Here is a 12,722-nt window from a genome sequence, read left to right on the forward strand (position 1 = left end):
GCCTTACAGCTTCTTCTCCCAGCGCAGCTGCCACACCGTGAAGCTGCGCCCCAGGTTGTCGGTGGTGATGCGGTTGTCGGCCGTCGTGATGATCGTGCTGGTGTTGTAGTCCAGCGGCGCCAGGTTGGAGGCCGAGAGGCGCAGCTGCGTGTCGCGGTCGATGGCCCAGGTGGCGGAGGCGTCGATCACGCGCTTGGTGGGCGTGACGCTCTGCTGGATCAGCGTCTGCTGCAGCGTGCCGCCGGGCGTCCAGTTCAGGCCGGCAGCCAGCGTCAGGGGCAGGGCGCGCAGCTTGTAGTCGAAGCCGATGTTGGCCGTGGCCTTGGGCTGCGAGTCGATGCGGTTGTTGGGCCCCGGGATGCCGTCCACGCTGGAGCTGAAGAGGCTCAGGTTGCTGCGCAGGTTGATCGGCAGGGCCTCGTCGACGAACTCGTCGAGGCGGAACTTGGCTTCCAGTTCCACGCCGAAGGTCTTGGCGCTGCCGATGTTCTGCGGCCGCGCGACCCAGCGCGGGACATTGGCCCAGGAGACGGTCTCCAGGCGCGTCTCGGTGCGGATCAGGTCGTTGATGTGGCGGTAGAAGAAGTTCGCGCTCAGCAGACCGCCCTTGACGAGGTAGCGCTCGAAGGCCACCTCGAGGCCCGTGGCCATCTCGGGGCGCAGGTCCGGGTTGCCGCTGCGGTCGGCGTACTGCACGGCATTCGGGCCGCACAGGCCGTCGGCCGGGCAGGGGTACTCGCTGTTGATGCTGGGCCGCGCGATCAGGTCCTGCAGCTGCGGCGAGCGGTAGCTGCGGGTCAGGCTCATGCGGACCTGGTTGCGGCTCTTCTCCTCGGGCTTCCAGACGGCGTGCAGCAGGGGTGTCCAGACGCTGGACTTGTTGCTGACGGCGTAGTTGGCGGCGTCGCTCTTCGTCTCGATGCCTTCCCAGCGCAGGCCGGCGTAGAAGGACCAGTGCGGGCCCATCGACCATTCGTCCTGGCCGTAGGCGGCGAAGCGGCGCACCGAGGCGGAGATGTTGTCGCCGAAGTCCGCCAGTTCGGGGCGTGGCAGGCCGTTCTGCAGGCTCACGCGGGTCTGGTGGCGGGTCTGGCTCTCGGCCTCGAGGCCGCCGACGAGGCTGTGCTCGTTCTCCAGCTGGCGCGAGGCCTTGGCCATGAGGCTCCAGTTGCTGTCGTGGCCGCTGACGGTGTCTTCCTGCGTGCGGGTGCCGACGCTGCCTGCGAATTCCTGGCGCAGGGTGTGGGAGTCCATCAGCGCCCGCCCGAGACCGGCGCGCAGGTCGAGGCGGGTGTCCGCGTCCAGCTTCTTCTGCAGCTGGGTGTTGAGGCGCAGCATCTTGAACTCGGATGTGCCGTCGGTCTGGGCGCTGTCGTAGGGCAGGGGGCGGCCGTCGCTGCGGTCGCCGCTCTGGCGCTGCTGGCTGCTGCTCGAGCCCTTGTTGAGGCTCAGGAAGGGCTGGAGGGCAAAGGACTCGCCCTCGCCCAGGCGCCACTGCACGCGGCCGGTGGCGTTGAGCATCTTGCGCTCGTCGGTGCCGCTGCCGCTGGTCGTCAAGACGCGGGTGGGTCCGCCGTGCAGGTCCTCCGCGACGGTGCGGCCGTTCTGGTCGTCCACATGCTTCATCTGGCCGGCATTCACGGCCAGGTTGTAGCTGCTGCCGGCGTCGTCGAGCTTGTCGTTGCGCTGCCAGGAGAGGTTGGGGTTGACCTGCGAGCGCTCGATGGTGAGCCCCGCGCGCAGGTCGTTGACCTTGCGCTGGTAGGCCTCGCGCAGCACGACGTTGATGGTGCCGGCGATGGCGCGGGCGCCGAACTCGGCCGTCGGCGCGCGCATGATCTCGATGCGCTCGACCTGCTCGGGCGGCAACTGGTCCAGCGAGAAGCCGGGCGGCATGCGCTCGCCATTCACCAGGATCTGCGTGAAGCCGCCACCCATGCCGCGCATGCGGATCTCGCCGCCGCGGCCGGGCCGCCCGCCGGTGGTGACGCCGGGCAGGCGCTTCATCACCTCGCCGAGGCTGTTGTCGCCGAACTTCTCGATCTCCTCGCGGCCGATCACGATCTTGGCCGCCGAGGACGCACGGCGCGTGGCGTCGTCACTGGCGCCGCCGCTGACCTCGACCTTCTCGAGCGTCTGGCGCGGCTCCGCCGGGGCCGGGGAGGCCGGCCGGGCGGGGGTGGCGGGCTTGGCCGGTGCGCGCGGTGCGCTCGCGGCGGGGGCCGGCGCTGGCGCGGCTTCCTGCGCCAGGGCGAGGCTGGCGAATCCCATCAGGCTGAGGCTCAGGCAGAGCCCGCGCAGGGCAAATCGGGGCGAGGAAGACTCGGAGGGCACGTACATCGGGGACATGGTGGCGGTAGGCGTGGGCACAGCGGCGATGGCTGACTGCGCGATCTCGGGAGGGGGGCCGGGCGGGTGCGATGGGGCGACCCGCCGGGCAGCACCGCGGCTTGGCACGGCGGGTGCTGCAATTGGGGCGAAGCATCGCATGGGCCGCCCGCCCTGACGTTTGGCATGCCCCCTTTTTTAACTTCTTTACAGGCGCTTCACAGCGCCGGGGCGTGGGCCCGCCGGGAGCCTTCGATCGGGTCTTCGATCGGGCCGGGGGGGGCTTTGCGGCCCACAAAAGCAAAGGGCCACCGTGGGTGGCCCTGCTACCGGACAGGGCACAAGGCCCTGACGGATCATTTCGCGCTGGTCACGGGTTCCAGTGCTCTGCCCTATGTTGCAGCCGATTTCTCGCGTCCTGATGCTTCGCATTGTGCGCACCGTTTGTGTCAGGCATTTGACGAATCGCAAGGGTTCGGCGGGGCTGCCAAAAAAGAAGCCCCCCCGGCGGTGGATCCGGGGAGGCTCAAGGTCAGGCCGCGCAGCGACGCACATGCGTGCGGCCGCGCGCGGGGGGCTGACGAGGAGACAAACGGTACGGGATGAGGACGAAGGGGCGAGGGAGGGTCAGGTCTTGCCCCCTTGACTGGCCTCGCCTCGCGGCCTCAGCGGCTCCCGGGGGCGTAGATCTGGTCGAAGACGCCGCCGTCATCGAAGTGGGTCTTCTGCGCCTGGCGCCAGCCGCCGAAGAGCTCGTCGATGGTGAAGAGCTGCACCGGTGCGAACTGCTTCGTGTACTTCGCAGCCACCTTGGCATCGCGGGGGCGGTAGTAGTGGCGGGCGGCGATCTCCTGGCCCTCGGCGCTGTAGAGGTAGTCCAGATAGGCCTGGGCCTGCTTGCGGGTGCCGCGACGGTCGACCACCTTGTCCACGATGGCCACCGGCGGCTCGGCCAGGACGGAGAGGCTGGGCGTGACGATCTCGAATTTGTCGCGGCCCAGCTCCTTCACGGCGAGGTAGGCCTCGTTCTCCCAGGCGATCAGCACGTCGCCGATGCCGCGCTCGACGAAGGTGGTGGTCGAGCCGCGGGCGCCGGAGTCCAGCACCTTGGTGTTGGCGTAGATGCGCTTGACGAAGGCCTTGGCGGAGTCGGCATTGCCGCCCGGCTGCTTGAGCGCATAGCCCCAGGCGGCGAGGTAGTTCCAGCGTGCGCCGCCCGAGGTCTTGGGATTGGGCGTGATGATGTCGATGCCGCTGCGGGCCAGGTCCGGCCAGTTCGTGATCTTCTTCGGGTTGCCCTTGCGCACCAGGAAGACGATGGTCGAGGTGTAGGGGCTGGCGTTGTGGGGCAGGCGCTTCTGCCAGTCCGCGGGCACGAGCTTCGCGGCGTCGTGCAGGGCGTCGATGTCATAGGCCAGGGCCAGGGTGACGACGTCCGCCTCCAGCCCGTCGATCACGGAGCGGGCCTGCTTGCCCGAGCCGCCGTGCGACTGCTTGATGGACAGGGTCTCGCCGGACTTCGCCTTCCATTGCTTGGCAAAGGCGGCGTTGAAGTCCTGGTAGAGCTCGCGGGTGGGGTCGTAGGAGACGTTGAGCAGCTGGGTCTGCGCCAGCGAGGTGCCGGCAAGGCCCAGGAGCGTGGCGCCAAGTGCCAGGCGGCGAAGAAGGGAGAAGGCGTGCATGGACAGCGGGGAGGTCTGGGGTTCGGGGGGCAGGTCTTGCGTCCTGTGTTGCCTATTCTTCCCGCGCCCGTCGCCGCTGTCCTCCAAGAAAAACAGCTAAGCAATGGAGGAAAGCGAAGACTCCCTCAGGCCTCGCCGCCCAGCGCCTCGCGGATGCGCTCCTCGCTGAGCGAACCGACGCATTCCTGCAGGAAGCGGTAGGCATAGCCGCGCAGGTAGTGCCTCTTCTTCAGGGCCAGGTGCGTGGTGTTGGTGGGGAAGAGGTGGGAGGCGTCCAGCAGGCGCAGGCCCGCGTCGCGCTGGGGCTCGAAGGCCATGGAGGCGATGATGCCCACGCCCAGGCCCACCTGCACATAGGTCTTGATCACGTCGGCGTCCAGCGCGGAGAGCACGATGTCCGGCGCCAGGCCGGCCTGCGCGAAGGTGGCATCGATGCGGGCGCGGCCGGTGAAGCCCTCGTGGTAGGTGATCAGGGGGTGCTCGGCCAGGGCTTCCAGCGTCAGCGGCTCGGATGCCAGGGCGTGCCCCTCGGGAACGACCACGCTGTGGTGCCAGTCGTAGAAGGGAAAGGTGACGAAGGCCGGGTCCTCGCCCAGCGCCTCGGTGGCGATGCCGATGTCGGCCTCGCCGGACTGCAGCAGGCTGACGATCTCCGCCGGATTGGCCTGCAGCAGCACGAGGTGCACCTTGGGAAAGGCCGCCTTGAAGCGCGCCACGACCTGCGGCAGTGCATAGCGGGCCTGCGTGTGGGTGGTCGCGACGGTCAGCTGGCCGGCCTCGGCATCGGCGAACTGGTCGGCCAGGCGCTTGATGTTGCGCGCGTCCTGCAGCATGCGGTCGACGATGACCGCCAGCTCCTTGCCCGGCGCGGTGAGCCCGAGCAGGCGCTTGCCGCGTCGCACGAAGAGCTCGACGCCGAGTTCGTCCTCCAGATCCTTGATGTGCTTGGAGACGCCGGACTGCGAGGTGAACAGCGCCGCCGCCACCTCGGTCAGGTTGAAGTTCTGCTGGACGGCCTCGCGGATGATGCGCAGCTGCTGGAAGTTCATGATGGGTGAGCTTGCAGGATCAGGCGGCCTCGAACAGCGACAGGCGCGAGGCCTGCAGCTGCACGCGCTGCCCCGGCTGCAGCTGCAGCTGCGAGGCCTGCTCGCGCGTCAGCTCGGCCTCCAGATGCTGGCCGTTGGGCCCGCTGAGCTCCACGCGGGCGGCGGCGCCGAAGCTCAGCACGCGGTCCACCGTGGCGGGCAGGCCGCCGGCCTGGGCGTCGGTGAGGATCTGCAGCTCGTGCGGGCGGGCATAGGCCAGCACGCGGCCCTGGGCCTGCAGGCTGCCGCCATGGCGCAGCTGCTGCTCGCCGATGTGCAGCACGCTGCCCTGCGCCTCGCCCTCGAAGCGGTTGACCGCGCCCAGGAAGCCGTAGACGAAGGGCGTGGCGGGGCGCTCCCAGACTTCCTGCGGCGCGCCGACCTGCTCGACCTTGCCGTGGTCCATCAGCACGATGCGGTTCGCCACCTCCAGGGCCTCTTCCTGGTCATGGGTGACGAAGATGCTGGTGATGTGCAGCTCGTCGTGCAGGCGGCGCAGCCAGCGGCGCAGCTCCTTGCGCACCTTGGCGTCCAGCGCGCCGAAGGGCTCGTCCAGCAGCAGCACGCGGGGCTCGACAGCCAGGGCGCGGGCCAGGGCGATGCGCTGACGCTGGCCGCCCGAGAGCTGCGGCGGGTAGCGGTCGGCCAGCCAGTCCAGCTGGACCAGCTGCAGCAGCTCGTGCACCTTGCGCTTGATCTCGGCCTCGCTGGGCCGCTGCTTGCGCGGCTTCACGCGCAGACCGAAGGCCACGTTGTCGAAGACGGTCATGTGGCGGAACAGCGCATAGTGCTGGAACACGAAGCCCACCTGGCGCTCGCGCACATGGGTGTCGGAGGCGTCCTCGCCGTCGAGCAAGACCTGACCCCGGTCGGGCGTCTCCAGGCCGGCGATGATGCGCAGCAGCGTGGTCTTGCCGCAGCCGGACGGGCCCAGCAGGGCGACCAACTCGCCGGTGGGAAAGTCCAGGCTCACGTCGCCCAGGGCGGTGAAATCGCCGAACTGCTTGTGGATGTTGCGGACCTGGATGCTCATGCTTCTTCCTTTGCGGTGCGTGCGGCGACGGCGGCGCGCCACTCCACGAACTGCTTCAAACCGAGGGTGACGAGCGCCAGCAGCGCCAGCAGCGAGGCGACCGCGAAGGCGGCGGCGAACTGGTACTCGTTGTAGAGGATCTCGACGTGCAGGGGCAGCGTGTTGGTCTGGCCGCGGATGTGGCCCGAGACCACCGACACCGCGCCGAACTCGCCCATGGCGCGGGCGTTGCACAGGATCACGCCGTACAGCAGGCCCCACTTGATGTTGGGCAGCGTCACGTGCCAGAAGGTCTGCCAGCCGCTCGCGCCCAGCACGGTGGCGGCCTCCTCCTCGTCGCGGCCCTGGGCCTGCATCAGCGGGATCAGCTCGCGGGCCACGAAGGGGAAGGTCACGAAGACGGTCGCCAGCACGATGCCCGGGACCGCGAAGATGATCTTCACGTCGTGCGCCTGCAGCCAGGGCCCGAACCAGCCCTGCGCGCCGAACAGCAGCACATAGATCAGGCCGGCCACGACGGGCGAGACGGAGAAGGGCAGGTCGATCAGCGTGATGAGCAGCTGCTTGCCGCGGAAGTCATGCTTGGCGATGGCCCAGGCCGCGCTGACGCCGAACACGAGATTCAGCGGCACGGCGATCACCGTGGCGATCAGGGTGAGCTTGATCGCCGAGACGGCGTCTTCCTCGATCAGCGCGGCGAGGTAGACGTCGAAGCCCTTGCGCAGAGCCTCGGTGAACACGGCCACCAGGGGCAGGATCAGGAACAGGGCGAAGAAGCCCAGGCCCAGCGTGAGCAGGGTCCAGCGCACCCAGGGGGCCTCGCGCGTGGCGGGGTTGCTCTCGTAGCGGCCGCCGGCCGCGAGGCTATGGCCGAGGGATGACACGGCGCCGCTCATTTGCGACCCTCCAGACCGTTGCGGCGCGAGCTCCAGGCCTGCAGCCCGTTGATGCCCAGCAGCAGCACGAAGCTGAAGCCCAGCATCACCGTGGCAATGGCGGTAGCGCCCACGTAGTCGTACTGCTCCAGCTTGGAGATGATCATCAGCGGCGTGATCTCGCTGACCAGCGGGATGTTGCCGGCGATGAAGATCACCGAGCCGTACTCGCCCACCGCGCGGGCGAAGGCCAGCGCGAAGCCGGTCAGCAGGGCCGGGGTCAGCGTGGGCAGCACGACGTAGCGGAAGGTCTGCCAGCGGTGCGCGCCCAGCGAGGCGGCGGCCTCCTCCAGCTCCGTCTCCATGTCTTCGAGCACCGGCTGCACCGTGCGCACGATGAAGGGCAGGCCGATGAAGATCAGCGCCACCAGCACGCCCAGCGGCGTGAAGGCGACCTTGATGTCATGCGGCGCCAGCAGCGAGCCGATCCAGCCGTTGGGCGCATACAGCGCCGTGAGCGCGATGCCGGCGACGGCGGTGGGCAGGGCGAAGGGGAGGTCGATGAGCGCATCCACCAGCTTCTTGCCCGGGAACTCGTAGCGCACCAGGCACCAGGCCAGGATCAAGCCGAAGGCGAGGTTGATGCCGGCCGCCAGCAGGGCCGCGCCGAAGCTGAGCCGGTAGGAGGCCAGCACCCGCGGCGAGGTGGCCGCGGCCCAGAAGGCCTCGAAGCCATGGCCGGCGGACTTCAGGAACACGGCCGCCAGCGGGATCAGCACCAGCAGCGAGAGGTAGAACAGCGTGAAGCCCAGCGTCGGGCCGAAGCCCGGCAGCACGCGGCGGCGCTTCGGGATCGGCACGGCGTCAGCCGGCGCGGGAGAGAGGACGGCGGTGGTCATGGCATGTGCGCGGGGTCAGGTCTCAACGCTTGAGGGTGCTGACGATCTGGTCGTAGGTGCCGCCATCGGCGAAGTGGGTCTTGCCGACCTTGGGCCAGCCGCCCAGCAGCTGGTCCACGCTGAAGAGCTTGATGTCGGCGTAGCGCTGCGCGTGGCGCTTGAACACGGCCGGGTCGCGCGGGCGGAAGTTGTTCTTGGCGATGATCTCCTGGGCCTCGGGCGTGTAGAGGAAGTCCAGGTAGGCCTTGGCCAGGGCGGTGTTGCCCTTCTTGGCGGCGACCTTGTCCACGAGGGCCACGGGCGCCTCGGCCTCGATGGAGACGCTGGGCGCGACCACGTCGAACAGGCCCTTGCCGAACTCGTTCTCGATCAGCTCGGCCTCGGCCTCGAAGGTCAGCAGCACGTCGCCGATGCCACGCTGGGTGAAGGTGGTGGTGGCGCCGCGGCCGCCGCCGTCCAGCACGGGCACGTTGGCGAAGATCTTGCCGACGAGCTCACGGGCCTGCGCCTCGCTGCCGCCCTTGGCGATCACGCTGCCCCAGGCCGCGAGGTAGCTGTAGCGGCCGTTGCCGGTCACCTTGGGGTTCGGGATGATGACCTGCACGCCCGGCTTGGCCAGGTCGCCCCAGTCCTTGATGCCCTTGGGGTTGCCCTTCTTCACGAGGAAGACGATGGTGGAGGTGTAGGGCGCGGCGTTGTGGGGGAAGCGCTGGCGCCAGTCGGCCGGGGTCAGGCCCTTCTCGGCCAGCTGGTCGACGTCCGTCGCCTGGTTCATGGTGACCACATCGGCCTCGAGGCCGCCGATCACCGAGCCGATCTGCTTGCTGGAGCCGCCGTGCGACTGGTTCAGCACCACGGCCTGGCCGGTCTTGGCCTTCCAGGCGGCGGCGAAGGCGGGGTTGATCTGCTTGTAGAGCTCGCGGGAGACGTCGTAGCTGACGTTCAGCAAGCCGGGCTCGGCGGCCTGGGCTGGCATCAGGACCGCGGCCAGGGGCAGGGCGGCGGCGAGCAGCAGGGAGCGGCGGGGCAGGGAGCGCAGGAACGACATGGCGGAGCCTCGATGAATCAGGAGTCGCCAATGTGCCCAAAGTCCTTTATTCGATAAACGATAGTTTTTGTATTTGCTTATCCGGAATAAGTAATGAACCAGGGCTGCATAAGCCGTCCAACGGCGCAAACAGTCCTCAAGTGGGCGCGGGAGCGGCCGATAGAGCCGACATGGACATCGCCAATTCCTCCAGCGTCGCCGCTGCGGTCAGCAGCGCCTCCAACAGCACGCCCGGCGAGGTCGGCGCGGAAGCCAGCCTGCTGGTGCTGCGCAAGGCCCTCGACGCCCAGGCGTCGGGTGCGGCCGAGCTGCTGGCAGCCCTGCCGCAGCCCGCCCTGGCGACGACAGGCTCTCTGGGGCGGCACCTGAACGCCTACGCCTGAGCCGGCTCCCGGCCGCCGGGGGCGGCGTGCCTTGGCAGAATGCGCGTCGTCCCAGACGACCCTGCCCCGTGATCGCCCTCCGCCCCACCACCCCTGACGACGCCGCCGCCCTGCAGGCCCTCTATGCGCATTGCATGACCGAGGCGACCTGGCTGCCCGAGTCCGCGAAACGGGATCCGATCCTGGCAGAGGTCACGGTGGGGGAGGTGCTGCACCTGGCCGAGACCGCCGCGGATGGGGTCGTCGGCTTCGTGTCCGTCCAGGTGGCGGATGCCTTCATCCATCACCTCTATGGGGCTCCGGCGTCGCGAGGGCGGCGGGTGGGGCGTTCCCTGCTCGATGCGCTCCAGGCCTGGCTGCCCAGTCCCTGGCGGCTCAAGTGCGTCAGCCGCAATGGGGAGGCGCTGGCGTTCTACCGGCGGCTGGGGTGGGAGGCGCTGGAGGCCGGCGAGTCGGCGCATGGGCCGTACCTGCTGTTGGGCTTCCCGGCCGGCGCCACCGGCGAGCAGGTTCCCGAGGCGCGGCGCAGCGGCTGCTGAAGCGACGCTGCCCGCCCTTCGGTGGCATCACCTCAGGGCAGGCAGCTGTTGGGGGCGGCCGCGGGCTGCCGCCGTCGGGGACTCAGCGGCGGCGGCGGCTGGCGGCGGCGCCCACGAGCGCCAGGCCCACCAGGGCCAGGGAGGCCGGCTCGGGGACGGCCTGGCGGGTGGCCATGGCGATCACGCCCTGCTGGCTGATCGACAGCGTCGCCGACCCGCCGTTGACGTTCTCGGTGCTGTGGCCGCCGGTGCAGGACAGGCTGGTGCCGTCGAAGCACCAGTAGTCGACACCGCTGCCGATGACCGGCGACTGGAAGTCGACCGCGGCACCCGCCTGGCCGAAGTTGAAGTCCAGCGAGTCGATGTCGGCGGTGAAGCCGAGGCCGAACACGCCCACCTGGGAATTGCCTTGGTTCGAGACGAAGGAGCTCGTCCCGTCATTGAACGTCAGCGACCAGGCGGTGATGTTGCCGGTGCTCAGCGTCCCGAAGGTGCCATCGGTCGTGATGGTGCCCATGACGGAGCCCGAACCGATGGTGCGAGACACGTTGTAGGTCAGCGTTGCAGCGCTGGCGGCGAAGGCCAGGCCTGACAGGGCCAGGGCGGCGACGGCGGATTTCAGCTTCATGGGAAACGCTCCACAGGGGGGTGATGTGGCTCAGCGCATCGCAAGAGTCTTGCCAGGGCCCCCGTGTTACAGAAAAAAGTCAACCGCCACAGAGGCTTGAGGCGCTCGCCGGCCGACGGCACACAAGGGTTCGAAGGGGCGATGTCAACTTTCCCGACAAGCCGCTGCGGCGCGGCGCGGCGCGGCCGCTGGCCTGGTGGGGGCCCGGGGCGGGACCGCCCTCGTTCAGATCGCCGATGCGACCGATGGGGCCGACGCGGCCGACGCGACGGTCACCCACGGCCATCGCGCCCGGTACGCCGCCACCTTCTTCTCGAACAGGGCCCGGTGCGGCGTCAGCGGATTCATCGTGAGGATGCCGTCGTAGAGTCCCTGCAGCCCGTTCGGCGCATACACCTCGCCCGGGCGCACGCCCACGCAGGTGGCGGGGACGAGGAAGCGGTCGATGCCGTCCCGGGCGCTCTGCAGGGGCGGGTAGGGCTCGCCGAAGTCGGCCTCGTACCAGAGGTGCACCCGTGCCTGGTTGGCGCATTCGACGGCCACGCCCAGGTCGCCGAGCAGGTGCTCGACCCGGGCCTGGACGCGCTGCTCGGCCTCGCGGCTGAGGTCGTCCGGGTCGAAGTAGAAGAGGTCGTAGTCCTTGATCGAGGCCGTGGCCGGCTGGCCGCTGCGCAGGTTCCAGACGGTCTGGAACAGGCAGCCGGCCACCAGCCAGCCCTCGGGCAGCGCCAGGGCCTCCCAGCGGTCGAGGATGGCGCGGTTGTGGGCATTGGCCTGCACGTCGGCCAGGAAGCGTGCGAGCAGGGGATCGACGGAAGGCGCGGCGGTCATGCCGCGCATTCTCGTCGGCCCGCTCACGTGCGCGAGGCGGCAGAGGCCCGGGAGATCAGACCGCCGCCAGCGCCGCGTCGAGGTCCCGGCGCAGGTCGTCGATGTGCTCGATGCCGATGGACAGGCGCACCGTGTCTTCGCCCACGCCCGCCTGGTCCAGCTCGGCCGGCGACAGCTGCCGGTGCGTGGTGGACGCCGGATGCGTGGCCAGGGACTTGGCGTCGCCGATGTTCACGAGGCGCGTGAAGAGCTGCAGGGCATCGAGGAAGCGGGCGCCGGCGGCGCGGGGGTCCTGGCCCGGCACGGACTTCAGGCCGAAGGTCAGCAGGCCGGAGCCCTGGCCGGAGAGGTACTTCTGCACCAGCGCGTGGTCCGGGTGCTCGGGCAGCCCGGCGTAATTTACCCAGGCCACCTTGGCGTGCTGCTTCAGATGCTGCGCCACGGCCAGGGCGTTCTGGCTGATGCGGTCCAGGCGCAGGGCCAGGGTCTCGATGCCCTGCAGGATCAGGAAGGCATTGAAGGGCGACAGCGCCGCACCCGTGTTGCGCAGGGGCACGACGCGTGCCCGGGTGATGTAGGCCGCGGCGCCGGCGGCCTGGGTGTAGACGACGCCGTGGTAGCTCGGGTCGGGTTCGTTCAGGCGCTTGAAGCGGGCCGCGTGCTGGGCCCAGGGGAAACGGCCCGAGTCGATGATGGCGCCGCCCACGGCCGCGCCGTGGCCGCCGAGGTACTTGGTCAGCGAATGCACGACGATGTCCGCGCCATGCTCGATGGGGCGGCTCAGGTAGGGGCTGGGCACGGTGTTGTCCACGATCAGCGGCACGCCGTGGCGGTGCGCCACCTCGGCGATGCGGGCGATGTCGGTGACGTTGCCCTGCGGATTGCCGAGGGACTCCACGAAGACGGCCTTGGTGCGCTCGTCGATCAGGCTTTCGAAGCTTTCGGGGCGGCGGTAGTCGGCAAAGCGGGTGGTGATGCCCAGCTGCGGCAGCGTGTGGGCGAACAGGTTGTAGGTGCCGCCGTAGAGCGCGCTGGAGGCCACGATGTTGTCGCCCGCCTCGGCGATCGTCTGGATGGCATAGGTGACGGCCGCCTGCCCCGAGGCCAGGGCCAGTGCGCCGATGCCGCCTTCCAGCGCCGCCAGACGCTCCTCGAGCACGGCATTGGTCGGGTTGTTGATGCGGGTGTAGATGTGGCCCTCGGCCTTGAGGTCGAAGAGGTCGGCCGCATGCTGGGCGCTGTCGAAGGCGTAGGCCACCGTCTGGTAGATGGGCACGGCGACGGCACGGGTGGTGGGGTCCGGGGCGTAGCCGGCGTGCACGGCGCGGGTCTCGAAACGCCAGTCGGCGGCGTGAGGGTTCTTCTGGCTCATGGGGGCTCCTGGTGGG

General features: G+C 69.5%; 12 protein-coding genes. 2 read left to right on the top strand and 10 right to left on the bottom strand.

What is annotated here, in order from left to right; all coding sequences use genetic code 11:
• Window positions 1-3: 3 nt before the first annotated feature.
• From QRD43_RS08755 to QRD43_RS08785, 7 genes are all read right to left on the bottom strand, one after another.
• Window positions 4-2,340, bottom strand: coding sequence for a TonB-dependent receptor plug domain-containing protein (locus QRD43_RS08755; RefSeq protein WP_285982103.1), 2,337 nt, complete (start codon window positions 2,338-2,340; stop codon window positions 4-6).
• 653 nt (window positions 2,341-2,993) lie between these two features.
• Complete coding sequence (locus tag QRD43_RS08760; protein ID WP_285982104.1) at window positions 2,994-4,010, bottom strand: sulfate ABC transporter substrate-binding protein; 1,017 nt, start codon at window positions 4,008-4,010, stop codon at window positions 2,994-2,996.
• Window positions 4,011-4,135: 125 nt separating this feature from the next.
• Window positions 4,136-5,059 carry a CysB family HTH-type transcriptional regulator gene (locus QRD43_RS08765; protein WP_285982105.1) on the bottom strand — a complete coding sequence of 308 codons (924 nt, stop codon included), beginning with the start codon at window positions 5,057-5,059 and terminating at the stop codon, window positions 4,136-4,138.
• A gap of 19 nt (window positions 5,060-5,078) precedes the next feature.
• On the bottom strand, window positions 5,079-6,131 hold the full coding sequence (locus QRD43_RS08770; RefSeq protein ID WP_285982106.1) for a sulfate/molybdate ABC transporter ATP-binding protein: 1,053 nt from the start codon (window positions 6,129-6,131) through the stop codon (window positions 5,079-5,081).
• The gene (gene cysW / locus QRD43_RS08775) at window positions 6,128-7,027 is read right to left on the bottom strand and encodes a sulfate ABC transporter permease subunit CysW (protein WP_285982107.1); all 900 of its coding nucleotides are present in this window, start codon (window positions 7,025-7,027) and stop codon (window positions 6,128-6,130) included. Before cysW ends, QRD43_RS08770 begins: the two co-directional genes overlap by 4 nt.
• Window positions 7,024-7,905, bottom strand: coding sequence for a sulfate ABC transporter permease subunit CysT (cysT, locus tag QRD43_RS08780; protein WP_285982108.1), 882 nt, complete (start codon window positions 7,903-7,905; stop codon window positions 7,024-7,026). The genes cysW and cysT overlap by 4 nt, the downstream gene beginning before the upstream one ends.
• 22 nt (window positions 7,906-7,927) lie before the next feature.
• Window positions 7,928-8,953 (bottom strand): sulfate ABC transporter substrate-binding protein, encoded by a 1,026-nt coding sequence (locus QRD43_RS08785; RefSeq protein WP_285982109.1) that lies wholly within the window; start codon window positions 8,951-8,953, stop codon window positions 7,928-7,930.
• 170 nt (window positions 8,954-9,123) lie between these two features.
• On the opposite strand from QRD43_RS08785, the gene QRD43_RS08790 reads away from it, so the two are divergent.
• Both QRD43_RS08790 and QRD43_RS08795 read left to right on the top strand, forming a co-directional pair.
• The gene (locus tag QRD43_RS08790; RefSeq protein WP_285982110.1) at window positions 9,124-9,336 is read left to right on the top strand and encodes a putative motility protein; all 213 of its coding nucleotides are present in this window, start codon (window positions 9,124-9,126) and stop codon (window positions 9,334-9,336) included.
• Between the two features lie 68 nt (window positions 9,337-9,404).
• Window positions 9,405-9,875, top strand: a complete 471-nt coding sequence (locus QRD43_RS08795) for a GNAT family N-acetyltransferase (protein ID WP_285982111.1) — start codon at window positions 9,405-9,407, stop codon at window positions 9,873-9,875.
• Between the two features lie 82 nt (window positions 9,876-9,957).
• Here QRD43_RS08795 and QRD43_RS08800 read toward each other — a convergent pair whose 3' ends face one another.
• The 3 genes from QRD43_RS08800 to QRD43_RS08810 all read right to left on the bottom strand — a co-directional run bounded on the left by QRD43_RS08800 (window position 9,958) and on the right by QRD43_RS08810 (window position 12,706).
• Window positions 9,958-10,503, bottom strand: a complete 546-nt coding sequence (locus QRD43_RS08800) for a PEP-CTERM sorting domain-containing protein (protein ID WP_285982112.1) — start codon at window positions 10,501-10,503, stop codon at window positions 9,958-9,960.
• 225 nt (window positions 10,504-10,728) lie between these two features.
• Complete coding sequence (locus QRD43_RS08805) at window positions 10,729-11,334, bottom strand: nucleotidyltransferase family protein (protein WP_285982113.1); 606 nt, start codon at window positions 11,332-11,334, stop codon at window positions 10,729-10,731.
• A 55-nt stretch (window positions 11,335-11,389) separates the two neighbouring features.
• Window positions 11,390-12,706: an O-acetylhomoserine aminocarboxypropyltransferase/cysteine synthase family protein gene (locus tag QRD43_RS08810; RefSeq protein ID WP_285982114.1), complete on the bottom strand. Its 1,317-nt coding sequence runs from the start codon at window positions 12,704-12,706 to the stop codon at window positions 11,390-11,392.
• Window positions 12,707-12,722 lie beyond the last annotated feature (16 nt).

Origin of the sequence: Roseateles subflavus, assembly GCF_030285365.1 — a bacterium.
In the GTDB taxonomy this organism is placed as follows: Bacteria; Pseudomonadota; Gammaproteobacteria; order Burkholderiales; family Burkholderiaceae_C; genus Roseateles_B; species Roseateles_B subflavus.